Genomic DNA, 25,470 nt, shown 5'->3' on the forward strand with positions numbered 1-25,470 from the left:
TTGGATCCCTTTCAATTAGTTTACATCTACCTCTGTTCCTGCAACAACTGTTTGAGTAGAATCCACTTTCCCTATTCCTATTCCTGTTCTTTTACCACTAAATGTCGCATCTCCCTCTGTTGCAGTTACTGAAGCTGTTACCTTTCCAGTTGCACTTAAATCTTGTTCTGAATCAATTTCTACTAATTTTGTACCTTTTATCTTAGTTTGATTAGCTTTTCCACCTTCTCCAAGTCCAACATTGATATTTTTTGCCATAAGTTCTGCATTTTCAACCGCTATTGCTTTTACATAGCTTTTACCTCTCAATGTTGCTATAGCATCAGTTGAAGTTAAATCTATATTACTTTTCGCTGTCATCTGTGCCGTACCATTTGAAGTCAAACTAATTAAATTTCCTACATTAACAATAAACTTCTCACTATCCAAAGTAAAATTATACATCGGTTTCCCTTCATTCGCAGGTGTTCCTCCTCTAGCCGCCTGACTCGGTCCTAATGTAAAGTTCCTTTTATCTGGATTAGTAAATCTCCCATTACCATTATTATTTACCGCTCCCATTACCAAAGCATGCGTTTCGTTTTCACTTGGAAAATAAAGTGCTACTCTGTCATTTGGCTCTGGTGCAGGCGTAAATCCTGTATTTGTCTGACTGTATGGAGTTACATATGGGAAATAACTTTTTCCAGCATATTTATCTGCTTCACTTTGCACTGCTCCTCCAAGTTTTCTCAGCCCTTCTGTCAAGTCAACTGTCATAACTGCAATATCGCTTGCCTTCACTTCCTGACTTCTGTTATTATTTTTTTCCTGTTCTTCAGCAACATAGATATTTACAGGCTTTATTCCCATAGTTCTGCCCTCAAGATTATCCGAACTTCCATCAGTCCTTCCATGCTCACTCTTGCTCTCATCTGTTCTTGCAATATGTACTGTTCTCGCTTCTATCACTGCTCCTCTTATCTTTTCGTGTGGTATTGGATCTACAAAGTAGTCTGTCTGTTTTCCTAGCTTGTATTCGCATTTTAAGGTGTTTCCTTCGTTGTATATTCTGCTTTCTATTACATAGTAGTCATTTTCCACTTCTTCTCCTGATACTCTGTTTCTGATTTTTAACTTTATCGGTGTTGAAACTGAATACACTTCCGTTCCTTCTACCCTGTAATATGTTCTTTCCTCTTCCGTTTCCTTTCCAAAATATGAATATGTCAAGTTTGGTGTCTGTGCTGGCATATTCTTGAAAAATCCTACCAGAACTTTATTTGAATTTGCCATTATTGGCTGTCCTGTATACGATGCTATTCTCTTTAAGTATTCCCAGTCTGTTTCGTTATACTGGATTGTCATTCTTGGAACTTCTTTCATATCTTCCCCTACATTTACCAATGTTTCCCCATCATTATAATTTTTATTCACTTCCTGTGCTATATCTGTATATGTAAGTGTCGGATCCTGAAATGAACGGTATCTCGGTATTCTGTCAAGAAGTATGCTCTTTGAACTGCACACTAATTCAACTGCCAATGCTCCCGCTTTTGTTTCCTTTATCCTAAGTTTGCCTATTACTCCATTTAAGAATATTTTATCTGTAGCATTTCCCGCTTCATCCGATATGTTGCTTCTTCCTGTAACTACTATTGTCTTGTCTCCTTTTTTATCTATCAGGGCATCGTATAAACTTAACTGGTTCGGTGATGCCGTATATTTTATTTTCCCAATTGTATGTTCCCCTATCCTTGAATCTATTTCAAGATTCATATCTCTCCAAAGTATCTGCTGTCCATCTATTTCTATCTTTATTCTTTCAGCTGAAAAAAATTCCACTGGCTTCTGATTATTTAAATTATTCTCCATTTTGACATTACTCCTTTTACAAATCAGTTTCTTTAATCATTTCTATTATAATTCTCCAAAGATTTCTTCAAAAACCTTCAAAACATCTTCTTTTGAAATATATATCCTATCTCTTTCTCCTTCTAAAAGTTCCAAAAATCCTATTTTATTCGTTTCTATATACCATTTCAACGTCTCAAAAATTTTAGGCTTTTCTGAAAACGCTATCCCATCCACAAAATTTTCAAATTCCTGTCTATCAATTTCCTTTTTACGCCCAATTTTATCTAAATATTCAAATAATTCCCCAACAGCCTCATTATATGTTCTTCCTTGATTTCTCTTATTTTCATCAATTTCTAAAATTTCTAGAAGCTCTAATTTTCTTTTAGACACTGTTGTGATATTAAAAAGTTTAATTTCTTTATTGACTTCTATTTGTTCTAATATATCTTCATATTCATTATAAATATAGTACCCACTAATTTCAAAGTTGATTTCAATCTCTAAGTCCTTATCAATTTTATATTCATCTTTTAGCACTTCTATAAATTTATCTATTTCAAGAATATTTTCATTTATTCTTTCTTTAAAAAATATTTTTATTCTGGAATCATCTATTTTTTCAGTATTGTACTCTGTTACTACAGGAACTTGCCAACCTGATAGAAGTTCTAAAGTTACCTCTTCAACTGTTCTAGTTCCTATTCGTTTTATCTTATCAGATTTAAAAAGATAGGGTAAAACAGTATCTTCTTCTATTTCCATTTCTAAGTTTTCTACTTCCAGTCCTTTTTTTGTATTAAATAATATCGTATTTACATCTTTTGCTTTAAATGGATATTTTCTAAAATAATCAAAAGTTTTTTTATCTAATTTATTTATTAAATCTTTTTTATTAGTAATTTTAAAAGTATCATTCTGATATTCTATTTCTAATGGTGTAAAATTTCTTGATATTTCATCATAAAAATATCTTTTAAAATCTTTTGGAGTATATTTTTCTTTTTTATTTTCATGATTAGTTTTATCTATTACTATATAATGTGTAATTTTATTACTAATATCGTTATTCATTTCTATTTCATAAATTAAATTTTTATTCTTTAAACTTTGTTTGTTTTGTATAATATTTAACTCAATACTATATAAATTTTTACTCATATTAATTCCTCTCAAATTATTTATTTCGTGGTAATATTCGCATCCGACTTCCATATCTTCCTTTAGCATAATTAACTTGTAGCTCAGAAACACTTTTAGAGTTTTGTATGGCATCAAAAATTTCACTAGTAGAATCTTTTGAAATATCTTTTATATTATTCCAATCTTCAATAGAATAAAATCTAGGACTTTGGTAATTAGGAATATAGGTATTATTTTTAAGATATTCTCTATTTTTAATCAAAGCTGCCTTACTTTGTTCTAATGAGTTTATTGCATTTTGTTGCTTAAAAAAACTCTTTCTTTTTTTGGCTGATAGACGATTTATATCTTCATTTCCAAAATTCAGTTCAAAAGTTGCTTTTGCATTTTTTAATTGAGCATTTCTTGCATTTAATCTTTTTGAATTTTCTTCGAGTGCAGCAATCCTATCTGCTTCAAAAAACATAGCCTTTGCTTCTTCATTTATATTATAATCGCTTACTTCTTTTATATTTTTAAAAGAAAAAGGTTTTTTTATTTTTGTAATTCCTTTTCCTATATCGTATGCACTTATCATAAATTGAATATTATCATAAATTCCTACCAATTCCTCAGCTTTCTCCTGCCTAATTCCTGCTATAGATGTTAACCCCTCTACATATAAATCATTTCCTGTTCCTAATTTTCTGGCATCTCTTATTCCTTCAGTAAATGTATATACTCCTGTTGCTACTAAACCTATTCCTGCTAAAGTTCCTCCAGGAGTAAAAATTAAAACCAGTCCTGCCGAAATTTTAGCCCCTCCTATTATCATTTCAATAGATGAAAAAAGTTGAGCTACTCCCTCTCTAAATCCTGGGGTAATTCCGTGTTCAACCAACCATTTTTCCATTCCTGCATCCTTTAATTCAGGATCTTGTCCATTGTCTTCTATTGTAATTCTAGCTTCAGGACAATTTTTACAAGTTAAAACGGAATCCTTAGTCAGAGCATTAAATCCATCTAGTAAAACTGGAGATACATTAGTCCATTCATTAGCCATTTGTTTTATTATACACTTTCCACCTTTTCTACACATCAAACCAGGGTCAATCTCAAAATTATCTGAATGTACACAATAATTAGTTGCAACAGCATCTTTTCCCATTAAAAATGTTCCAGCCATATAATCAGGTACTGTTAACGTAATCAAAAGTTTATCTTTTAGCATACTTTTAGCACTAACTTTTTCAAACGAAAATCCTTTTGGAGAATGTTCTGTTCCTTCTACATATGAATGTGAGCAACTAAGTTTAGCTCCATCACACACCATTGTATCAGCCTCTTCTTTTGTTAATGATTTAAGCCCTGTTCTTTTTTCTTCTTCTCTTTGTTCAAATTGTTCATCTGTTAAAAAAATATCTGGTTTTTCAGGTATTCTTAAATGTCTTACTTTTTTTAGTTGCGCTTCTATTGTTAAGGATGTAACACCTGTTTTCTCATCTACTATTTCCACTAATTACTCACTCCTAATCTTTTTGATATTTTAGTTTTTCTTCCATTTCTTCTATTTTATATTTTTGGCTTTCTAACCCATTATTAACAGCTTTTTTATACCATTCTTTAGCTTGTTTATAATCTCCTGTTTGTTCCTTGCACCAAGCAATGGCTCCCATACTATATTGATTGTAGTTCTTATCATTTTTTTCTAAAACCATAAAATAATACTTTTCCGCTTCTTTATAATTTTTCTCTCTCACATATATATTACCTAAAAAATACATAGAGTGGATGTTTCCTTTCTCGATCCCCTTTTTATAAATATCTATAGCTTCGCCTCTTTTTCCCATATCATTTAATAAAAGTCTCCATCCCATATAACCATCTGAATACCCTTTTTCTATCATTTTTTTATAAATTTCAATACTCTTATTATATTCTTTTTTTCTTTTATAATGAGAGGCTTTTCGTAACATTAATTCATTTTCCGTTCCTTCTTCGCCTAATTCTTCTAAAATTTTTTTAGTTTCTTCATCATTTCCTCTTTCAATATACAAAAGTATCACATCATTTTTTGAGTCCTTATCTCCATTTTTAGCCGCTATCAAATAATATTTTGTTGCATTCTCTATATCACCTTTTTGTTCATAATAATATGCAAAATTATGTGTCGCTGGACTTATTCCTCTATCCGCCGCATATTTTGCTCATTTTTCATAATTTGCATAATCTTTTTTATTATAATAATATTCTGCAAGATAATTCGAGGCTTCTGGCTTATCCTTTACTATTCTTTCAAAGTAAAGCAGTGCCATCTCGGGATTGCTTCCATAATAAATTTTTCCATTATCATACATCTCATTTATATCTCTTGTTGTGGGATTTTTCCCTATTTTTTCAATATGTTCCTTTGCCATTTGTATTTGGTTTTCTTTTTGACTACAATTAAACACTGTGAAAATTATCAATACCATTAATAATAATTTCTTCATTCGTTATCTACTCCTTTTTTTACCTTTTACTTCAACTTTTTTTATTAATTCTAAAGTATTATCCATTTTTAGTTTCTTCGTAGACATTTTTAATTTTCTTATTTTCATAATAAATTTTTAAATTATATGAAAATGAAAATAAATTAAGTTTAGCTCCATCACACACCATTGTATCAGCCTCTTCTTTTGTTAATGATTTAAGCCCTGTTCTTTTTTCTTCTTCTCTTTGTTCAAATTGTTTATCTGTTAAAAAAAATATCTGGTTTTTTAGGTATTCTTAAGTGTCTCACTTTTTTTAGTTGCATTTCATATGTCTTATCATTAAACCCTGTTTCTTCATCTATTATTTCCATAATTTAATACCTACTTCTTATTTATTTTCTATATCCTGTAATCTTCTAAGTGAAACTTCATTATCTCCTAAATCAATGGCTTTTTGATACCATTTCTTTGCTTCTTCATAATTTCCTTCCATTTCATAACAATATCCTATTGCGGAAGTAGCTACTTTTTCACTTCGCTTAGCACCTATTAAATAATATTTTCTACATTCTTTATAGTTTTTTTCTTGCATATAAAGATTTCCCAGAAAATATGCAGAATCAATATTTCCTTTCTCCACTCCTTTTTTATAAATATTTATAGCTTCATCTTTTTTATTTAATTTTTCTAATAATAATCCCCAACCCATATAACCATCTGAATATCCTTGTTTTATCATTTGTTTATATATTTCAAAACTTTTTTCATATTCTTTTTTCATATTAAAATAACTTGCCTTTCGTAACATTAAATTACTTTCATCTCCCTTTTCTCCTAATTCTTTTAATATTTTTTTAGTTTCTTCATCATTTCCTTTTCCAACATATAAAAATATTAAATTATTTTTTGAATCTTTATCTCCATTTTTAGCCGCTATCAAATAATATTTTGTTGCATTCTCTATATCACCTTTTTGTTCATAATAATATGCAAAATTATGTGTCGCTGGACTTATTCCTCTATCCGCCGCATATTTTGCCCATTTTTCATAATTTGCATAATCTTTTTTATTATAATAATATTCTGCAAGATAATTTGAGGCTTCTGGCTTATCCTTTACTACTCTTTCAAAGTAAAGCATTGCCATCTCGGGATTGCTCCCATAATAAATTCTTCCATTATCATACATCTCATTTATATCTCTCGTTGTGGGATTTTTCCCTATTTTTTCAATATGTTCCTTTGCCATTTGTATTTGATTTTCTTTTTGACTACAATTAAACACTGTGAAAATTATCAATACCATTAATAATAATTTCTTCATTCCTTATCTACTCCCTTTTTTTACCTTTTACTTCAACTTTTTCTGTTAATTCTAAATCATTATCCATTTTTAATATTGTTTTTTCGTAGACATTCTTAATTTTCTTGTTTTCATAATAAATTTTTAAATTATATGAAAATGTATAATCCTTTATTTCTTTTTTAAAAAATTTACTCAACTTTTCTTTGAAATACGAATTACTAATTCTAGCAGTATCAATTTTTCCATATATTTCGACATAATTTTCTTTTATTTTTTCAAAAACTTTAACTGGTATAGCTACATCTTCTAAAAAATCTACTATATAAAATCCTTTTTCTTTAATAGAGAACTCAAAATTTCTGTAATATGGGGAGCAAAATAAACATTTAATAAATTTGTTATCATTTATAGAATTAAAAAGCAGTTGTTCATCTTGTATTACTATTTTATATTTCTCAATATTTTGTAAAATCTTTGTATATCTATTATCTTGGTTTTGTTGCATATAAAAAGTTTCAATCATACTTGCCTTTCTTTTTAATTCATCAGTATTTAAAATTTTACAAAAGTAACTTTTCTTATCCAGATATATTTCAAGCATTGAAAAAATATCAAAAGAAATTTTTTCCAGTTCATTTACTTTTTTTCCATTTGTAATAATTTCTATATCTTTTTCTATTAATTTAAAAAATTCATAATCTTTTTCTAAATTATCATCATTTCTATCAAGATTTTCCAAATGAATATTTGATGTGTAACTAGTTAAATAAGATTTCATATTATAAAAATCCATTATTTCTCTTTCAAATAAAAATTCATATTCATTTAAATAAATAGTATTTTCCAAAATACTTCCTCCACTTATCCATTAATTAGTACATTACTTCCACCATTTACTACTGAAAAACCACTTGAATTAATTTTTGTATCCCCATTCGACTGTATATTGGTATTTCCTTGAGATACTTGCGAAATTTCATTAGCTATTAAAGTTTTACTTCCTTCCACAATTTCAGAATAATTTTTAGCACTATTACTTATATTCCCCGCACTCTCTGAAATACTGTCCGCACTTTCCGATATACTACTAGCAGTCTGGGAAATAGAACTTGCCGCACTTGTTGATAAACTATTAGTTGCAAGCACCATATTAAAGTCCGAATCTCCCACGTGATAATTTCTATTAGCTACATCAGTAAATCTTCCATTTCCATCATTATTCAAAGTCCCTATTACAAAAGCCTTCGTTTCATTCCCATTTGGAAAATAAAGAGCCACTCTATCGTTTACCTCTGGTGCAGGTGTAAATCCTGTATTGCTTTGACTATATGGTGTTATATACGGAAAATAACTTTTCCCAGCATATTTATCCTGAAATGACTGCCCATTTTCTCCCAAATCCATAAGCCCTTCTGTTAAATCTAATGTCATTACCGCAATATCTTTTGTTTTAACTTTTTCTTTTATATTTTCATTCTGACTTTGATTTTCAGCTTTTTCTATATATTTGTTAAGCGGTTTTGCCCCAATTGTTCTTCCTTCAAGATTATCCGAACTTCCATCAGTCCTTCCATGCTCACTCTTGCTTTCATCTGTTCTTGCAATATGTACTGTTCTAGCTTCTATCACTGCTCCTCTTATCTTTTCGTGCGGTATTGGATCTACAAAGTAGTCTGTCTGTTTTCCTAGCTTGTATTCGCATTTTAAGGTGTTTCCTTCGTTGTATATTCTACTTTCTATTACATAGTAGTCATTTTCCACTTCTTCTCCTGATACTCTGTTTCTGATTTTTAACTTTATCGGTGTTGAAACTGAATACACTTCCGTTCCTTCTACCCTGTAATATGTTCTTTCCTCTTCCGTTTCCTTTCCAAAATATGAATATGTCAAGTTTGGTGTCTGTGCTGGCATATTCTTGAAAAATCCTACCAGAACTTTATTTGAATTTGCCATTATTGGCTGTCCTGTATATGACGCTATTCTTTTTAAGTATTCCCAGTCTGTTTCATTATACTGGATTGTCATTCTTGGGACTTCTTTCATATCTTCCCCTACATTTACCAATGTTTCTCCATCATTATAATTTTTATTCACTTCCTGTGCTATATCTGTATACGTAAGTGTCGGATCCTGAAATGAACGGTATCTTGGTATTCTATCAAGAAGTATGCTCTTTGAACTGCATACTAACTCAACTGCCAATGCTCCTGCCTTTGTTTCCTTTATCCTAAGTTTACTTATTACTCCATTTAAAAATATTTTATCTGTAGCATTTCCCGCTTCATCCGATATGTTGCTTTTTCCTGTAACTACTATTGTCTTGTCGCCTTTTTTATCTATTAAGGCATCGTATAAGCTTAACTGGTTCGGCGATGCCATATATTTTATTTTTCCAATTGTATGTTCCCCTATTCTCGAATCTATTTCAAGATTCATATCTCTCCAAAGTATCTGCTGTCCATCAATTTCTATCTTTATTCTTTCAGCCGAAAAAAATTCCACTGGCTTTTGATTATTTAAATTATTCTCCATTTCTTAACCTACTTCCTTGAATAAATCATTATTTCAACAATATTTTTGTTGTTGCTAAATATATTATGTCTCCACTTTCAACTTTTACAGGTACATTTCTTTTTAATTTTATTTTTCTTCTGTCATCTTTCTTTTCTATTCCGCTTCCATTTTGTGAACCTAAATCTTCATAGTACCAAACTCCATTTACTCTGTTCAACATTCCATGAGCCCTGCTTACCAAATTTGAATATACTCCTTCACTCACGTCTATATCCACCTTGTTTCTAGGCGTTCTTTTCCCTATCAGCAATGAAGATGCTCTTCCAATCTTCCATACTTTGATATCATAGTCATCTGAATTTTTTAAAATTATATTTTCAATTTGATTCTTTTCAACTTCCTCTATTTCTTTTACTTTATCCAAAAATACATGATGTTCTCTTTCACGCTCATTCTTTATTTCCTTTATCTCATCATGTACTTCCACTCTTTCTTTAAATCTTTCCACTATAAGAAGATACAATGTTAATGCTATAAATATAAAAATTGCAATATACAGACTTTTCACAGAATATCCAGCCATATGAATATACACAAAAGTAAAAAATAGTATAATCAAAATTATTATATTTTTTAAATTGAAAAAGTTGTACTGTCTTTCCCCTCTGGCAGCCATCTGTCTTTTTTCATATTTTCTAATTCCCTTATCAACCGACATTGAAGTATTTTCTTTTTCTTTTTTTGAAGTTGAAGTCGCACCTCTTCTCAAACTTTCAACTCGATACAAACTGCCTCTTCCAGAAAATACATTAAAAATTCGACTTCTAATTCTACTGAAAAAACTTCTTATTCTCCAAAGCATTTTATTATTTCCTTTCTTTCTAAAATTAAATCTAAATTCTAATTTTATTTTAAAGTTTTTATTTACAATTAACTACCTTACTTATTCTTTTTAGGCTTAAAAAAATTTTCAAAACTTTGTTCCATACTTTTTTTATGTTCCCTCATTTTATCCTTATCAGAACTGCTCATATTATTCACATCAAAAGCACTTTCAAACATGTTCTTTATATCATTTGGATTTGCTGAAAAATTACGGAAAAATGCTTCAGCCCCTCTTTTAGCTGATTCACTGTTCTGCTCTGCCCTGCTTGATTTCTTTTCACCAAATCTTTGACTTCCAGCATTTCCCTTATTCTTCCTTTTTTCATCGTATTCTTTTCTTTTATTTTCATCTCCAAGTATCTCATACGCTTCACTAACCGTCTTAAACATTTCTTCAGCCTTTTTATCATCAGGATTCCTGTCTGGATGATACTTCATAGCTAATTTTCTATATTTTGACTTTATCTCTTTTGCATCAGCATCTTCTGAAACACCTAGTATTTTATAATAATCTGTCATAATAAAAACTCCACTCCTTTTCATTTTTTTTATTTAAAATATCAAAAACTTCTATCTATACAATTTAATATACAATGAAATAAAAAATATTCATAACTAAAATATATTGCTGCTATCATCTAGTTTTTTATTTTATTTATAGTTTGCAATATTAAATTTATTTTTTTAATTTAAAGCTTGGAAGAATATAAACTTCTTTAACCCATTTATAATGTATATAATTCTTTCCAACAAATTCTTCTTCAAACCATATATCAGCATGTCCTGTAAAGCTTTTAGAATTTGACCTTAATACAATAATTCCTGATCCTACTATATCAATATATTGTCGAAATTTTCTATACAGTTCAGGAGTATTAACGTAATATAAAGCAAGCTTTCCATATTTTTTTTCTAAGTATCTTTTCATTCCCATGGCTGTTAATACATACAATTTACCATTTTTCCCTTTTTCATATTCATCTTCAGATAAAATAGTACCGTCTATTGTAAATCCTGCTTTATTTAAAGCCTCTGATACCCTTATTGCACATGTATTAGGGTCTGATAAATCTAGTAATCTTCTTGAATTAAATAGTTTTTTTACTAAATCTTTACTACTAATAGTCTTGTATCTTGGATAATTTTTTACTATATTATACATTTTTAATTTTCTCCTTTTTCATAAGACACTTCTATTAATCCTAAATAGGCAGCGTCATCTGTGTATATTTTTGCATTTTTATATAATCTTTTAGGTAAAATTTTTTTAATTTCTGTTATACTTATTTTATCATCTAAAAGAATGTATTCTAAAAATTCTAAAGATTTCAAGGGAGTTAAATCTTTTATTTTATTGTGAGGAATATAAATTTCTTTTAAATTTTTAAAATTTTTTATTACCTCAATATCCTTAACTAAATTATTACTTATTGATAGTATTCTAATATTTTTAGAATTTTTTAATGGAGAAATATCACTTATTTTATTATTGGAAATATCAACTTCTTCTAAATTTTTAAAATTTTTTAAAATATCTATATTTTTGATGTTCTCAACTCCAGCAATGTTTAAAATTTTTAGATTAGGGGAATTATTTAATATGTTTATATTTTTAAATTCTTTTACATCAAAAATTTTAAACTTCATCAATTTAGTAAAATTATTTAACTTATTATCAAAAATACTTAAATCACTATCTACTATCTCTACAGAATCTAAATCAATTTCTTCTATTTCTAAAAAATTTTCTATTTTATGAAAGTTTTTTAATTTTTTATCTGCCACTATAATATTTTTTAAGTTTTTAAATTCAATAATTTCATTAATATCAAAGGTATCTCCTCTATAAAACTCATCAATTGATATTGTTTCTATTTGTTTTTTTAGTTTAGGAGGTAAATTTTTTAAATCTTTAGATTCATAATTTTCCATACTTTTTAAATTAATAAACCATTTTAAATATTCTTTATTTTTATCGTAATTTGAAATGCAATCAATATTATAAATTTCGTTTAAATTAACATTTTCAAAAAAAATTTTTTCAATATTATTATTATTATATTTACAAGTTACTAAAATAGGATCTTTAAAATTTATAAAATAATTATTATTTATTTTTTTTAATACCACTAAATTATCTTTTACATTTTCTAAATCTATTCCATAATTTAAATACTTTTCTTTTATATCTACTGCACCATTTCTTTTTTCTAAATTTTTATTATTTATTTTTTTAGTACAATTAATAAAAAAAATTAAAATAAACAATATTATAATTATTTTTTTTATTAATAGTTTTCTGACTTTCATCATTTATCTCCATTACTTTTTATAATTGTTATTTTAAAATATTACTATCTTCATTAAATCCTGTTTGTTTTAACTTTAAAATAAAAAAACCTTCTCCACTTCCAACACTAAAATCCTGATTAAAGCTATCCACATACATTTTAGGAAAATAAAGTTCAAACGTCTTTCCTCCCCCTAAATCTGTCTGTACCATTACATCCCTAGTTGATTTTTCATCTCCGTAAGTCATTGCCCACAATGATAGCTCTTTCACATTCTGCTTATTTTAATCATATAAATTGCTTTCTCCGAAATTTCCAAGTCCTCCGAACATTCCTTTCAGGCTGTTTCCTATTCCATTTGTAAACGAATTTATCATTGGCAGTGCTGAACTTACTCCTAAAACTTGAGAAACAAGTTTACTTTTGCTGTTGCATCAGCATCTTCTGAAATACCTAGTATTTTATAATAATTTATCATAGTTAATCTCCTCACCATTAACATATTTATTAAAAAATATAAATTATATCATAGTAAAATTAACAATATTTTCTATAAACTTCTAGTATAATTTTCTTATATCTACATTTTCCACTTTACCATTATTAATTTTTTGAATTATCACATCTCCATACTTACATTTATATTTTACATTTTTTACATTTTCACTTGAAAAACTTACATTTTTTCCTAACTTATAAAGCACAAAATTAAGTTTTTTTTGTTTATATCTTTTAATAACATCATAAATCTTCTCTATTTTATCACTATCAAAATCATTAGCTTTAGTTGCACCTATATCTGAAACAAAAGTATGTTTTGAAACTGTACTTAATATAATTTTTAAAATATATTCTCCTGTTGCCGTTGCCAAGATTTCTAAAGAACTACCACCTAATTGTGTCGCAATTTGTACTAAAAAAGTTCTAAGTGTGAAATCTATCGCTAAATTTTTTTGAGATATTTCTGATAAAATATAAAAATCTATATGAAATAATATTTCATGAGCCATATGATGAACATCTCTTGTAAATTTAACTCTTTTTTCCCCCCTATATTCAATCTCATGAACACAACGAAGAAAATAACATAAATTTTCTAATATTTTAAATTCTTCTATGTAACAAAGATTTAACATACTGATAGTATTTTTTATTCCCATACTATCCTTTCTTAAATTAACTTCAACATAATATTTTTTTTTATTGTTAGTAATATACTCTACTACAACTTTACGATTAATCATAATATTCCCCTTCTGTACTATTATCACTTTTTCCTTTTGATATTTTTACTAATTCTAAAAATATATCTGAAAAAGACGAATCATTGTATTGTGCATTTTTTCTTATATATCTTATTTTTGTAACGCCATTTTTAATTTCATATACTCTTATTGGCTTATAATAAGCATATCTATCAGTTATATAAATTCTTGTTGTCTTTTTTTCATCTCCAACCAACTTCAAATAATTTTTAACTTGTTTAACCAGACTATTTAATCCTTCGCCGTTAACTGAATATTTTACTGAAATATCAATCACCTGGTCAATTTCACCAGAAAATTCCCTTACATCAAAATCATCATCATACTGTTTTGGTTTTTTAAATTCTGTAATACTTACCGAATCTATCATAGGTAACTTTTTTATTATTCTTTTCATTTCTTCCTTATCTTTTATCTTGGAAAAATATGAACTATATACAATATTACGTGGTTCCCAGTAAAAAATTGTCATAAAATTGACAAACTTTACAGATTGAAAAAATATTAATATCATAAAAAAGATGGATTTCCACTTTCTTCTTTTTATTTCCTGAAAAATTAGTATTGCCATCTGCACTGCTAACAATAAAATCAAATAAGTGATAACAGCTATATTAAATCTTTTATTCAAATCCCTATAACTCGAATATTTTATAAAAAACATCGTAAAACCGGCAATAAAACTTGTTATGTACTTATTGCCTTCCATTTTTATGTCATCTACGCAAATTAGAAAAAATATCCCTGTAATAATTACCAGCAGATATATTCCTGTAAGTTTTCCCGATTCCCCATTATTCAGCAACATAAAGAGTTTTCCCATTAATAGCAAATATACCAAATACCAGTTTGAAATACTTATTTTATTCATATACTAAAATCTCCTAATTATTTTATTGTAATATCTCCCTCATTAAATCCTGTTTGTTTCAAAATCAAAAGAAATTGTCCTTCCCCAGTAGAAACTCTAAAATCCTGATCAAAACTATCCACATACATTTTAGGAAAATAAAGCTCAAACGTCTTTCCTCCCCCTAAATCTGTCTGCACCATTACATCCCTAGTTGATTTTTCATCTCCGTAAATCATCGCCCACATTGACAGTTCTTTTACATTCTGCTTATTTTGATCATATAAATTGCTTTCTCCAAAATTTCCAAGTCCTCCAAACATTCCTTTCAGGCTGTTTCCTATTCCATTTGTAAATGCATTTGTCATTGGCAGTGTTGAACTTACTCCTAATACTTGTGAAACAAGTTTGCTTTTACTGCTTTCTTTTGCTTTTTTAGCGACTGGTTCAGTAATTCCGCTTGATGATAAGAGGTTACTGCTTAATGAGGCTTCTGTAAGTTCTTCTCCTGCTTCATTATCTTTGTCAAATAAGTGTTTTACACTTTTATACTGGTTAAATAATGTTCCCATACCAAGTGTTCCCATTATTCCGCTAACTATCCCTTCACCTTCATCTTCGGGACTATTATTTTCTGAAGCTGTGGGAAGTAATCTTCCTACAATTCTTAATGTTACTTGGCTTTGAGAAGCACTCATCGTTTCACCATATATTGGGTTTGTACTGTAAGATACTTCCAATATTTCATCACTTGAAAGAATTACTCCGCCTTGCTGTGTCAGTCCTCCCATTGCATTTGAAATTGGATTTTTATTTTCTCCATTTGATACAAAGTTCATTGCTACACTTGGAACTGAAACGTTGCCTAAACCTCCGAACGGATTATTTGATGTATTGTTATTTCCTCCAGCTATACTTACTCTAAATTTCATAAATTTTCCTCCTGTTTATTTCTTTTATTTAAATTTTTTTATTCTACTATTATTTTTCTAGGTATTATTCGTTTTTTCTCAACTTTTTTTCTTTCTGTTCCTAAATTATCTAATATTGTCAATAAATGTCTAAACATTTGTTCATTTGTATAATTTTCATCTGTCAAATTAAGTTTTGCATTTATATATGAAATTATAACATCTCGTTCTATAACATCCTGCTGTAGACAAGTTACATAGAAATTTATATCAAATATATCAAGATTTTCCTTTTTTGAAACTTCCTTTCCCCATAATTTCAATATATATGGATGAAAAGTACCCCATTCATGTGCCGAAGAATATTTTGTATTTATAATCTCCATCAAATTAAAATCTCTTCTCAGATCTCTGAAATTTTGATAATCATTTCTCAATTCAGCCCCTTCTCTTGTGATAAACCTTGTTATCTCAATTTCATCTTCATTAATATTTTCGCCAAGTTCCAGCACAAAACGTCCTTCCCTTACATAATATTTTCTTTCTTCTATATCTGACACTAATTTAAGTTTTAATATATACCGTTCCTCTTGTTTTGGCATATCAAATATATAATCTTCCTTCATCCAAAAAAGTTTCCCATTACACTTTGCCATTCCCTTTGTAATTATCACTATTCTTTCACTATAATTGGGTATCAAGTCAAACCCTTTTATTATTCCATTACTTTTATCAAAATACATCAAGCTCAACACTTCGAGCGGGTTATCCCTTAATAAATCTAAATCTTCCTTTTCCAGCACATTCCCTTTTTTAAAAACTGGATATTTATTTATAAACATTCCTTTAAAATAATTCCTTTCGTTTTAAATATTTTTTAATAACTTACCGTTATTGGGTCAATGAAAAATGTTATAAAAGGTTTTGCTAATTGTTTCCTTTCTAATTCTTTAAACCATTTTGTTTCTACTGATAGCAAATATGGATCATTCGTATTTTTTTTATCTTCATAAAATAAGTAGCACTGTTATCCCAATTATACTCGTCAAATAAAACTAATAGTATTTGAAACCTTCTTCTCTTCATATCAATAGTATGAACTTTTCCAAATAAATGATTTCCATCCCCTATTGCATAATACAAATCTGTTGCTGCAGCTTTATTTGTTCTATCCTTATCTCTAAAAAAATTTTTAACTTCTCTATAACTATAAAATGAAAGTATTTTCTCTTTTGGAATATTATTATTATGAGCCCATCTTACATTATTAATTAAATAGTTTTTTACAATATCTATATGTATATTTAAATCTCCCCTTTTCTAAAAACTATAACCTATGAAAGACAAATAATCTCTTGGTTCAGGATATATTTTTTTACATATATCATATAATTTCCCTTTTGATAATCCTAATAATTGTCCAGCTTTATATTTCTGGTTGGATATTCGCAAAGGATATGCCAAATAATATCTTAAACATTTAGCCGCAACAGATGCAGGCGATGCTACTTTTAACACTTCATTAACAATTATTTTAATTAAAAAATTTGCGTCCTTTTCTTTCAATGAAATATTTAGTTTATTCATTTTTATATCATTATTTTCATCTTTTGTACCTTTTCTTTTTACAAAATTATTTGTTTCTTCTTTCTTATTACTCAAAAAATTATCCTCCTTAAACAATAAATATTTTTAATTTTATATATATATTTAATAAAAGAAATAAATATAAACTATTCTTACTTTTTTTTACTACACAAAATTTTATTATTATAAATAACATTATTAAATCTAACAAGTACTGTGAATATATCAAATCTATTATATGAATAAAAAATTCCAATAATGAAAGAAAAGATATATCAAATCTATTTTCAAATATTAAAAGAAATAAAAATATTATATAAAAATAGTAATAATAAAAATCTTTTGTTTTTCTTTTAAAAAAATAAATTATCATTGCTATATTTATACCTAAAAATAATAGTTTTACATAATTATAAAAATAAAACATGTAAGATTTCATATCTATTTCAAAAAAATTAGTTTTCCTATACAAAAAAAATGAGGTTATTATCTGAAATATTAATAATTCTTTATCAATATAAAGTTTTAAATCTGATTTTTTCATAGAATTTATTATTGAAAAAAATATTGTTAATATTATAATAATAAAAATATTTGGTTTTATATTAACAAATATAGAAAAAAATATTAATAGGTTAATAATTTTTATGTATATCAATGTTTTTCCTCCTATAAAAATAAAAGGAGATAGACGGGATTGTCTACCTCCTTGTGTTACATTATGCTTCCTGAGCAGCATATCCACCTTCAATTGCAGCTTCCTTAACTTTCTCTTTTTTCTGTTTGATTTTCAATGAGAATGTTCCAGTTCCTGCCTGATTTCCATAGGCCTCTTCGTAATCAACAACAAACGCATTTGTCATATCAATTTTTCTTACCATTTGTCCTGCGGATATTACCTCTAATGATACAGTTCTATATGTATCGCTAGATTCAGCAGGTACTAATGACCATTGAGCAACCTTTCTTGTATCATCTTCAGCATCTCCATTTGCAGCTGCCAAAATTTTCCCTTTAATTTCAATGATAATCCCCAAGTCAGTTGCTCTTGCATTTGAATCATCAGGTGATTCTGAAAGAAATTTAACATCCAAGATGCTTTCCTTTTCTAATAGAATTTCTTCTCCTTGTCCTTTTACGTCCTAAATTGCAAATTTTTGAAATTTGATTTTAATTTCTAACTTTTATTTACTGACAACCTTCACGCTTTTACCATAAAACGCTATCCCTATCTTCAAAATATTCTTTATTCCTCTAGCCTTCAACCTTGTATCATACTTTTTCTCATCTATTTGCTTCAAAGCCTCTTCTGCCTTTGCACTCATTCCCTTTTCAGTTTTCGATATTTTAAATTCCATAAGATATGCTTTCTCATTGCTTTTTATCGGTATCATCGCTAAATCATATCTTCCATGACCACTTTCATTATTTGAAATAATTTCATACCTTCCCATTAGAAAGCCGACAAGCCCTATCATAAACACCTGATAAATTTTCTCCATTTCACTATCCAAGTCAAAATGGCTTAACATATTTATCATTATTTCACCTAATGTTTTCTCAAATTTTTTAATATCTTCATTTTCAAGTGCTTTTATTAGAATATTTGTTTTCACTTCCGTTCCAAAAAATCTGTTAAGAAACAGACTTCCAAAATAGCTTCTTATTTCCCTGTTTGGTATTTTCAAATTATAAACATTTGTATAATCTGATGTTACATCTATTTCCCTTTGCTTTTCAGCTTTTGTCAAATACCCGCTGTATAAAAATAACTGCCAAATTTCATCATTACTGCTCAAAAGGCTTTTTATTGTAGTTCCATCCGAAATATATTTTTCAACACTTTGCCCATCAGTAAATTTCTTTAAATCAGCATAAACACTTTCTCCAGCGTTATCAAGCATATTTTCTAAAAGTGTATTTCCAGAAACATTTGCCCAGTATGATTTTATTTCCTTTTCTCTTAAATAATTGACAATAGACCATGGATTGTATATTTGCTCATTTCCAAAAAGATAGCCGTTGTACCAGCTTCTCACTTCTTCAATTTTATATTTCATATTAAAGTAATCAAGCATTTCAATTACTTCGCTTTCCAAAAGCCCAAAGTATTCTGCATAATTTTTACTAAGTACAGTATTCACATAAAGATTGTTTAATCCTGAAAAAATTCCTTCCTTTATAATCCTTGTTATTCCCGTAAGAATGCCATATTTCAATGAATCATTTGTCTTTAATGCAGAACTATAAAATACTTGAAAAAATTCTATTGCTTCATTGTAATAGCCTTTATCAAAAGCATTTATTATTGGAGAATCATATTCATCTATCAAAACTATTACTTTTTTACTGTAATATTTATTTAAATATTTTGACAAATCCAAAAGAGAAGTTTTAAAATTTTTTTCGTTACCTGTCATTTCCCAAATTTTATCAAATTGTCTTTTTTCAACGAAATTTAATTTTTCTTTTAAAAATTCATATTCATTAAAAACTTTATACATAATATCCTTAAGGCTTTCAAGACATTCTTCCCAACTATTCTCCTTCAAATCCTTTAATGAAATAAATATTACAGGATATTTCCCTTGTTCACTCATATATTTACTATTAGATATTTTTAAATTTTCAAAAAGTTTTCTGTTTTCTTTTTTGTTCTCAACATCAAAAAAATATTTAAGCATTGACATATTAAGCGTTTTCCCAAATCTTCTTGGTCTTGTAAAAAGTGTTACAGGAGTTCTATTTTCAATCATTTTTTCTATTAATAATGATTTATCCACATAATAATATCCATCTTTTATTATCCTTTCAAAGTTTTCCACACCTACTGGAGCTGCCTTTTTATTCATAAATTCTTTTCCTTTCTTAGTAAACAAAAAACGATTAAATCTAAAAAAAAAGAAACAATAAAACATACTACAGTATACAACAAAAAAAAGAAAAGGGCAACACCTAAAACATATAAAAAAAACATAGTAAAAATGATATACTAATATCTCTCACAAAACTAGAAAGGATCATTCTTACTATGCTTAATAATTATAACACAATTTCAAAGAAATGCCACTACAAACATTTAACTCCTTATAACAGAGGACAAATTCAGGCTTACAGAAATGAAGGCAAGTCTATCCGCTTCATAGCAAAGATGCTTGAAAAAAATCTGTCCACTATTTCAAGGAAACTCAAAAGAAACTCTGTAACACAGATGCCTACGCCTTTGCTGAAATTGCTCTTGCCAAGTATAAAATAATGCCATTTAATATCGATGAGAAAAATACTACATTAAATGATTTATGGAAAATATAGTATGAAAAAAAACAAGCTGAAGTTACAAAAAGATCTCATGAGAGATACTATAAATCCTATAACTTATATTTGTCACATTTAAAAAATAAACCTATAAGAGCGTTGACATATCATGAGTTACAACAAGCTATCTCAGTTCCTGTTAAAGGAACATCAAAATATTTAAAAACTTTATTGAACAAAATATACAAAATGGCTATGAAAAATAATATAGTTGATAAAGATATTTCTGAATTATTGGAAATTAGCCAGAAAAAATCTGTAACTAGACCTGTTAAAGTTATTGATATTAAAACCATTAAAAAAATTAGAAAATATTCTAATGAAAATAATTGTACAAATAAGTTAAAAAAAATAGCAGATATGACTTTAATAATGTTGTATACTGGTATGCGATCCAGAGAAATCAGAAGCATTAAAAAAGAAAATATTTTTTTAAATGAAAATTATATGATTAGAGGGATAAAAACAGAAGCAGGAAAAGATAGAATTATTCCAATACATCCTAAAATAAAAGATTTAATTATTTTCTATTATAATGAATTTCCTAATAAGGATTTTTTATTTTCACAAACTAAGTCTAAAAAAGCCTTTTCAGAAGTTACTTTTGTAAATAATTTTATTGAATTTCGAAATTTATTAAACTTTACTAATAATAGACATGCTTGTCGTCATACATTTATTACAGAATTCAAAAAATTAAATGTTATGGAAAGTAAAATTAAACGAATAGTAGGACATAAATCATTAGACGTTACTGATGGAGTTTACACTCATTATAGTCCTCAAGATTTATTAATTGAAGTAAAAAAACTGGACTATGGTGACTAATTTATTTGTTACCAATTTGTTACCAGTAGCCCAGTTTTATTTCCGTTTTTCTCAATTTATTTCAAACCACAAACCTTAATAAATCCTTTTAAAATCGGATTTATATAATAATCCTACTACCTCAATATGAGGTGTAACCGGAAACATATCCACCACCGAACACCTAACCAGCCTGTATCCAAATTCTCCAAACTTTATCAGATCTGTCATCAAAGTTTTTGGATTACAAGACACATAAATTATATTTTTAGTATTGTATTTTACCAGCTTTGTGATAGTTTTTTCACCTACACCAGCACGTGGCGGATCCAAAATTAAAATATCTGGCTTGATTCCGTTATTATCAAATTCATCTAATTTTGCAAAAACATCTCCTGCGATAAAATGTGCATTCTGAATATTATTTAATTTTGCATTTTCATTAGCCTTTTCTACCGCTTCTGGCACTAATTCGATTCCATAAACCTGCTTTGACTTTTTTGAAACAATTTGTCCAATTGTACCGGTACCGCTGAATAAATCAAAAATTGTTGCTTCATCAATTTTAATATTTTCAATTTCTTCAAGGTATGTTAAGACTTTTCCGTATAATTTTTCGACTGTCTGGGAATTTGTCTGGAAAAAGCTGTATGGACTGATTTTAAATTTTAATCCAAAAATCTCCTCTGTCAAATCACGTTCTCCATACAAAATCGTTTCGCTTTCAGAAATAACCATATCTGAAAAATTATCATTAAATGTGTGTAAAATTCCAATAATTTTAAAATCATCATCCAAATTTAAGGCTAACAATCCTTCCTTAAACTCTTTTTGAAATTTTTCCTTTTCTATTTCACTAATTTGTGTCGTTGTTACAATATTTACCAAAATCTGTTTTGTGAATTCTGCTTTTCTAATTACAAGATTTCTAAAAAAACCTATATGATCTAGCCTATGATAAAAATCAAAACCTGTCTTTTTACAAAATTCATTACAAAAAACATAAATTTTATTAAAATTATCATCCATTAATTTTAACCCATCAACTTCTACAATATCGTGAAAACTGTTCTGCTTATGAAGCCCTAAAATTATAGGCCCTCCTTTTGTAGCATTTCCAAAGCTAAATTCCATCTTGTTTCTATATTTATCAGGCTTTACACTTCTGACAGGCTCTTCAAAAATATAGTCATACTTAATAATCCTGTCTAATTCCTTTTTTATATGCCCCGCCTTTATTTCAAGCTGCTCATCATAGGTGTAATACTGATAGTTACAGCCTCCATTTTGTCTTGCAATATCATCATATATCACATTTTGCCTTCCAGCAAAGTCAATAATTTTACAATGTATCAGCTCATACTTCCTTCGTCTTTTTACAAAAATTCCCTCAACAACTTGATTTTCTGCAGCATTAATATTCACATAAATTTTATTTTCATCAAAAAATCCGTAGGCTCTGCCCTTAGTATCAAGATTCGTAATTTTTAACTGTAGCAAGTCCCCTTTTTTCAAACTTTTCTTTTCCGTTTTTTCCATCAATTTCTCCAATTTTTTTAAATTATCATTTTTACTTCTCTTTTATATACTCTTCCAACCTCTTTACAGCCTCTTCCAATACTGGAATATCATGCACAATCGAAAATCTCACATACTCCTCCACTTGAAATGTAATTCCAGGCACAATCGCAAGTTCTGTTTTTTCCAGTAAATCAAGCACAAAATCAAATGATTTCATATTTTTAAATTTTTCAATATTCTTATAAGTTGCAAAAACATAAAATGCCCCTTTAGGTTTTAAGCATTCAAAACCTAATTTTTCTAGTCTATTTACAAAATATTCCACTCTTTTTTTATAAATTTCAGAAATTTTCGCTGTATCAGAACATTTGTCAAGAGCTGCAATTGCTCCATATTGTGACAATGTTGATGCACTTGTTACATTGTACTGGCTAACTTTTTTCACTTGGTTCTGTAATTTTTCATCGGCAATAATGTAACCTAGTCTGTAACCTGTCATTGAATGCGATTTTGAAAATCCATTAATTATAATGAGCTGTTCCTTCAATTCATCAGAAAATTTTGCAAAGGAAGTAAATTTTTCAAAAGTAATTGCCGCATAAATTTCATCACTTATCAAGTAAATATTTTTATCTTTCAAAAATTTCACAATTTTAACCATTTCTTCTTCTTCAAGCGTAATTCCAGATGGATTATTCGGATATGTCAGAATTATTAGTTTAGTCTTATCAGTAATATTTTTTTCTAAAATTTCTTTTGTCAAAACAAAATTATTTTCTTCCAAGTCAACAAATTTAGTTTTTGCCTCAGAAATAGTAATTAATGGCTCATATCCCACATATGCAGGTGTCGGAATAATCACTTCATCATCTTTTGCCAAAATCGTTTTTAAAACTGAAGCAAGCCCTTCCGTAGAACCGACTGTCACCAAAACATTTTGAGCGTTATAGTTTCCTGAAAAATTCTCGTTATAATATTTGGCAATCTTTTCTCTTAATTCAGGCATCCCTCCCACAGGAGAATATTTTATTCTGCTATTTAAAGCATGATAAGCCACAGCTTCCTTCACTTCTTGTGGAACATCAATATCAGGCTCCCCAATTGTCATATTTATCACATTTTTATAATTTACTAATCTTTCATGAATTTTTCTAATATCAGAAATTTCAATTCCTTCAATAATTGGATTTATATACATTTAAAAACCTTCTTTCTTACTTTATATTTTCAGATTTATAACCAATTATATCATATTTTCAGTTTATTTTATAATTTTTATTTCCAATAAAAAAGGCTACCCCGCTTTCCAAGATAACCTTTAATTTTTTACCTGTACACTTCTCTTCTATGCCCAATTTCAAAGACATGTATTAATACTTTTTTGTCATTAATTATAGCTAAAAGTCTATAATTCCCTACTCTGTATCTCCACGAGCCTTTATATTTTCCTTGTAATAGTTTTCCTTGACTACGTGGATTCTCTAGTTACTCTATTGTATTTTTCAAATAATTTAAAATAAACATTTGTGTTCTAGAATCCATTTTCAATAATTGCTTCTTTGCTTTTTCTGTCATTTCAACATTATAATAACTCATTTTCTAGCCCCAATTCCCTTATTACATCATCTAATGAAACAAAATCTCCTGTACTTTCCTCAATAGCTTTATCCAATGCAATCGCATCTTCATAATCCTCGATTTGCTCCCTTATCAGTTCAAGAATAAACTCATTTTCACTTTTTCCGTTTTCAGAAGCAATCTTGCTAAACTCTTTTTGCATGTCTGATGGTATTTCTATTGTGTAAATCATTTTTACTCCCCCAATTCTTGATATGATTTTTTATTTTATTATAACATACAAAAAAATCATTTTCAATTACATTTTTTTAAATTTTCCATTGTCATTTTACACTTTTTTTGATAGAATTAAGATATAAATTTAATTTGAAAGGAAATAAAATGGATAATAAAAATCAACAAATAATTGATGCTAATATGATAATCAAGATTATTTATAAAAATAAAACTTTAATTGCTTTAACCACAATAATAGTCGTAATACTTTCTACAGCTTTTGTCTTTGTGAACAAATCCTTTAAATCAGACATTACACTTTATGGAAATGATAAAGTACTTACTGAAATTGGAGAAAACTCACAATTTTCACTAAATTCCTTTGACTTTTACTCATACTTGAAAAAAAATTCAAAAACTTTAAGAAATGTGAATTTGCCAGAGGATAAATTCTTTAAGGAAATGACAACAAGATTAACAGCGCAGTCAGAAAATAATGATCCAACAGTAAAAGTAAAATTTACTACAAATAACAAGGTTGAAGGAGAAAATTTTGCAAAAGAGTATCCAATACTTGCACAAGGCTATCTACTTGAAAGAAAAAATAATTTTTTGGATACACAAATAAAATTATTGGAACAGCAATACAACTTTTTAACACAAAACATTGATGTGCGAACTACAAAAGATTCATTAACAGACACATTAGTATCAAGATTAGCATATTACCGTCTATTAAAAAATGACTCAAATCCAGTTGTTAAATACGTAAATTCTGTAACAAAACCTGCATTAAATAAAAAGCTGGTTATAGCTGGTTCATTATTCTTAGGATTATTTTTAGGAATTCTGATTGCATTTATGAAAGAATTTTCTACTACATTAGATTGGGAAGATATTAAGAAAAGAAAAAATTAATATAATAAAATTAAAGGGATTATCTCGCATTCTGAGGCAATCCCTATTTTTTATTTTTTACTAATTCCGCTTAA

The 25,470-nt window shown here is 27.9% G+C and carries 26 protein-coding genes and 1 pseudogene; 3 read left to right on the forward strand and 24 right to left on the reverse strand.

The annotated features are described in order from the left end of the window. Positions 1-15: 15 nt before the first annotated feature. From FVE77_RS08600 to FVE77_RS08690, 20 genes are all read right to left on the reverse strand, one after another. Positions 16-1,854: a hypothetical protein gene (locus FVE77_RS08600; protein ID WP_232052904.1), complete on the reverse strand. Its 1,839-nt coding sequence runs from the start codon at positions 1,852-1,854 to the stop codon at positions 16-18. Between the two features lie 45 nt (positions 1,855-1,899). Further along, positions 1,900-2,997 (reverse strand): hypothetical protein, encoded by a 1,098-nt coding sequence (locus FVE77_RS08605; protein ID WP_146967897.1) that lies wholly within the window; start codon positions 2,995-2,997, stop codon positions 1,900-1,902. A gap of 16 nt (positions 2,998-3,013) precedes the next feature. Continuing rightward, positions 3,014-4,474 (reverse strand): DUF4280 domain-containing protein, encoded by a 1,461-nt coding sequence (locus FVE77_RS08610; RefSeq protein WP_146967900.1) that lies wholly within the window; start codon positions 4,472-4,474, stop codon positions 3,014-3,016. 13 nt (positions 4,475-4,487) lie between these two features. Continuing rightward, the gene (locus FVE77_RS12880) at positions 4,488-5,066 is read right to left on the reverse strand and encodes a tetratricopeptide repeat protein (RefSeq protein WP_232052905.1); all 579 of its coding nucleotides are present in this window, start codon (positions 5,064-5,066) and stop codon (positions 4,488-4,490) included. 99 nt (positions 5,067-5,165) lie between these two features. Continuing rightward, a complete protein-coding gene (locus tag FVE77_RS12885) occupies positions 5,166-5,450 on the reverse strand; it encodes a hypothetical protein (RefSeq protein ID WP_232052906.1) in 285 nt (94 codons plus the stop codon). A gap of 370 nt (positions 5,451-5,820) precedes the next feature. After that, positions 5,821-6,756: a tetratricopeptide repeat protein gene (locus FVE77_RS08620; RefSeq protein WP_146967903.1), complete on the reverse strand. Its 936-nt coding sequence runs from the start codon at positions 6,754-6,756 to the stop codon at positions 5,821-5,823. A 7-nt stretch (positions 6,757-6,763) separates the two neighbouring features. Further along, positions 6,764-7,585, reverse strand: coding sequence for a hypothetical protein (locus FVE77_RS08625; protein ID WP_146967905.1), 822 nt, complete (start codon positions 7,583-7,585; stop codon positions 6,764-6,766). A 14-nt stretch (positions 7,586-7,599) separates the two neighbouring features. Next, positions 7,600-9,270, reverse strand: coding sequence for a hypothetical protein (locus FVE77_RS08630; RefSeq protein ID WP_146967907.1), 1,671 nt, complete (start codon positions 9,268-9,270; stop codon positions 7,600-7,602). A gap of 28 nt (positions 9,271-9,298) precedes the next feature. After that, positions 9,299-10,114, reverse strand: coding sequence for an FHA domain-containing protein (locus FVE77_RS08635; protein WP_146967909.1), 816 nt, complete (start codon positions 10,112-10,114; stop codon positions 9,299-9,301). Between the two features lie 77 nt (positions 10,115-10,191). Then, positions 10,192-10,680, reverse strand: a complete 489-nt coding sequence (locus FVE77_RS08640; RefSeq protein ID WP_232052907.1) for a DnaJ domain-containing protein — start codon at positions 10,678-10,680, stop codon at positions 10,192-10,194. 133 nt (positions 10,681-10,813) lie between these two features. After that, positions 10,814-11,299 (reverse strand): T6SS effector amidase Tae4 family protein, encoded by a 486-nt coding sequence (locus FVE77_RS08645; RefSeq protein ID WP_026747094.1) that lies wholly within the window; start codon positions 11,297-11,299, stop codon positions 10,814-10,816. Positions 11,300-11,301: 2 nt separating this feature from the next. Further along, positions 11,302-12,450: a leucine-rich repeat domain-containing protein gene (locus FVE77_RS08650; protein WP_081690354.1), complete on the reverse strand. Its 1,149-nt coding sequence runs from the start codon at positions 12,448-12,450 to the stop codon at positions 11,302-11,304. Positions 12,451-12,475: 25 nt separating this feature from the next. Beyond that, positions 12,476-12,700, reverse strand: a complete 225-nt coding sequence (locus FVE77_RS12890) for a hypothetical protein (RefSeq protein ID WP_232052908.1) — start codon at positions 12,698-12,700, stop codon at positions 12,476-12,478. A 288-nt stretch (positions 12,701-12,988) separates the two neighbouring features. Beyond that, positions 12,989-13,672, reverse strand: coding sequence for a hypothetical protein (locus FVE77_RS08660; RefSeq protein WP_026747097.1), 684 nt, complete (start codon positions 13,670-13,672; stop codon positions 12,989-12,991). Further along, positions 13,665-14,564 (reverse strand): hypothetical protein, encoded by a 900-nt coding sequence (locus FVE77_RS08665; protein ID WP_146967913.1) that lies wholly within the window; start codon positions 14,562-14,564, stop codon positions 13,665-13,667. Before FVE77_RS08665 ends, FVE77_RS08660 begins: the two co-directional genes overlap by 8 nt. A gap of 17 nt (positions 14,565-14,581) precedes the next feature. Beyond that, positions 14,582-15,475, reverse strand: a complete 894-nt coding sequence (locus tag FVE77_RS08670; protein ID WP_146967915.1) for a hypothetical protein — start codon at positions 15,473-15,475, stop codon at positions 14,582-14,584. Between the two features lie 38 nt (positions 15,476-15,513). Further along, a complete protein-coding gene (locus FVE77_RS08675; protein ID WP_026747070.1) occupies positions 15,514-16,296 on the reverse strand; it encodes a hypothetical protein in 783 nt (260 codons plus the stop codon). Positions 16,297-16,774: 478 nt separating this feature from the next. Then, positions 16,775-17,116, reverse strand: coding sequence for a hypothetical protein (locus tag FVE77_RS08680; RefSeq protein WP_026747069.1), 342 nt, complete (start codon positions 17,114-17,116; stop codon positions 16,775-16,777). A gap of 644 nt (positions 17,117-17,760) precedes the next feature. Beyond that, on the reverse strand, positions 17,761-18,135 hold the full coding sequence (locus tag FVE77_RS08685) for a hypothetical protein (protein WP_232052909.1): 375 nt from the start codon (positions 18,133-18,135) through the stop codon (positions 17,761-17,763). 90 nt (positions 18,136-18,225) lie between these two features. Further along, the gene (locus FVE77_RS08690; protein WP_026747067.1) at positions 18,226-19,893 is read right to left on the reverse strand and encodes an AAA family ATPase; all 1,668 of its coding nucleotides are present in this window, start codon (positions 19,891-19,893) and stop codon (positions 18,226-18,228) included. A 179-nt stretch (positions 19,894-20,072) separates the two neighbouring features. On the opposite strand from FVE77_RS08690, the gene FVE77_RS13105 reads away from it, so the two are divergent. Both FVE77_RS13105 and FVE77_RS08700 read left to right on the forward strand, forming a co-directional pair. Continuing rightward, on the forward strand, positions 20,073-20,297 hold the full coding sequence (locus tag FVE77_RS13105; RefSeq protein ID WP_081690349.1) for a helix-turn-helix domain-containing protein: 225 nt from the start codon (positions 20,073-20,075) through the stop codon (positions 20,295-20,297). Between the two features lie 125 nt (positions 20,298-20,422). Then, positions 20,423-21,184, forward strand: coding sequence for a tyrosine-type recombinase/integrase (locus tag FVE77_RS08700; protein ID WP_026747066.1), 762 nt, complete (start codon positions 20,423-20,425; stop codon positions 21,182-21,184). Between the two features lie 75 nt (positions 21,185-21,259). On the opposite strand, the gene rlmD is transcribed toward FVE77_RS08700, so the two are convergent. From rlmD to FVE77_RS08720, 4 genes and pseudogenes are all read right to left on the reverse strand, one after another. Further along, positions 21,260-22,702, reverse strand: a complete 1,443-nt coding sequence (rlmD, locus tag FVE77_RS08705) for a 23S rRNA (uracil(1939)-C(5))-methyltransferase RlmD (RefSeq protein ID WP_026747065.1) — start codon at positions 22,700-22,702, stop codon at positions 21,260-21,262. Positions 22,703-22,733: 31 nt separating this feature from the next. Continuing rightward, a complete protein-coding gene (locus tag FVE77_RS08710; RefSeq protein ID WP_026747064.1) occupies positions 22,734-23,882 on the reverse strand; it encodes a pyridoxal phosphate-dependent aminotransferase in 1,149 nt (382 codons plus the stop codon). Between the two features lie 128 nt (positions 23,883-24,010). Further along, positions 24,011-24,154, reverse strand: a pseudogene (locus tag FVE77_RS13015) (type II toxin-antitoxin system RelE family toxin); the annotation flags it as partial. Between the two features lie 112 nt (positions 24,155-24,266). Continuing rightward, a complete protein-coding gene (locus FVE77_RS08720) occupies positions 24,267-24,494 on the reverse strand; it encodes a DUF6290 family protein (protein WP_026747063.1) in 228 nt (75 codons plus the stop codon). 149 nt (positions 24,495-24,643) lie between these two features. On the opposite strand from FVE77_RS08720, the gene FVE77_RS08725 reads away from it, so the two are divergent. After that, positions 24,644-25,396: a hypothetical protein gene (locus FVE77_RS08725; RefSeq protein WP_026747062.1), complete on the forward strand. Its 753-nt coding sequence runs from the start codon at positions 24,644-24,646 to the stop codon at positions 25,394-25,396. Positions 25,397-25,470: the final 74 nt, after the last annotated feature.

The sequence above is a fragment of the Leptotrichia hofstadii genome (assembly GCF_007990525.1).
GTDB classification, from domain to species: Bacteria; Fusobacteriota; Fusobacteriia; order Fusobacteriales; family Leptotrichiaceae; genus Leptotrichia; species Leptotrichia hofstadii.

Excerpts from the sequence above, each read along its gene's own strand:
- FVE77_RS08600 (WP_232052904.1), bottom strand. The coding sequence starts at position 1,854 with ATGGAGAATAATTTAAATAATCAGAAGCCAGTGGAATTTTTTTCAGCT.
- FVE77_RS08605 (WP_146967897.1), bottom strand. The coding sequence starts at position 2,997 with ATGAGTAAAAATTTATATAGTATTGAGTTAAATATTATACAAAACAAA.
- FVE77_RS12885 (WP_232052906.1), bottom strand. The coding sequence starts at position 5,450 with ATGAAGAAATTATTATTAATGGTATTGATAATTTTCACAGTGTTTAAT.
- FVE77_RS08620 (WP_146967903.1), bottom strand. The coding sequence starts at position 6,756 with ATGAAGAAATTATTATTAATGGTATTGATAATTTTCACAGTGTTTAAT.
- FVE77_RS08630 (WP_146967907.1), bottom strand. The coding sequence starts at position 9,270 with ATGGAGAATAATTTAAATAATCAAAAGCCAGTGGAATTTTTTTCGGCT.
- FVE77_RS08635 (WP_146967909.1), bottom strand. The coding sequence starts at position 10,114 with ATGCTTTGGAGAATAAGAAGTTTTTTCAGTAGAATTAGAAGTCGAATT.
- FVE77_RS08640 (WP_232052907.1), bottom strand. The coding sequence starts at position 10,680 with ATGAAAAGGAGTGGAGTTTTTATTATGACAGATTATTATAAAATACTA.
- FVE77_RS08645 (WP_026747094.1), bottom strand. The coding sequence starts at position 11,299 with ATGTATAATATAGTAAAAAATTATCCAAGATACAAGACTATTAGTAGT.
- FVE77_RS08650 (WP_081690354.1), bottom strand. The coding sequence starts at position 12,450 with ATGATGAAAGTCAGAAAACTATTAATAAAAAAAATAATTATAATATTG.
- FVE77_RS08660 (WP_026747097.1), bottom strand. The coding sequence starts at position 13,672 with ATGATTAATCGTAAAGTTGTAGTAGAGTATATTACTAACAATAAAAAA.
- FVE77_RS08665 (WP_146967913.1), bottom strand. The coding sequence starts at position 14,564 with ATGAATAAAATAAGTATTTCAAACTGGTATTTGGTATATTTGCTATTA.
- FVE77_RS08670 (WP_146967915.1), bottom strand. The coding sequence starts at position 15,475 with ATGAAATTTAGAGTAAGTATAGCTGGAGGAAATAACAATACATCAAAT.
- FVE77_RS08675 (WP_026747070.1), bottom strand. The coding sequence starts at position 16,296 with ATGTTTATAAATAAATATCCAGTTTTTAAAAAAGGGAATGTGCTGGAA.
- FVE77_RS08690 (WP_026747067.1), bottom strand. The coding sequence starts at position 19,893 with ATGAATAAAAAGGCAGCTCCAGTAGGTGTGGAAAACTTTGAAAGGATA.
- FVE77_RS13105 (WP_081690349.1), top strand. The coding sequence starts at position 20,073 with ATGCTTAATAATTATAACACAATTTCAAAGAAATGCCACTACAAACAT.
- rlmD (WP_026747065.1), bottom strand. The coding sequence starts at position 22,702 with ATGGAAAAAACGGAAAAGAAAAGTTTGAAAAAAGGGGACTTGCTACAG.
- FVE77_RS08710 (WP_026747064.1), bottom strand. The coding sequence starts at position 23,882 with ATGTATATAAATCCAATTATTGAAGGAATTGAAATTTCTGATATTAGA.
- FVE77_RS08720 (WP_026747063.1), bottom strand. The coding sequence starts at position 24,494 with ATGATTTACACAATAGAAATACCATCAGACATGCAAAAAGAGTTTAGC.
- FVE77_RS08725 (WP_026747062.1), top strand. The coding sequence starts at position 24,644 with ATGGATAATAAAAATCAACAAATAATTGATGCTAATATGATAATCAAG.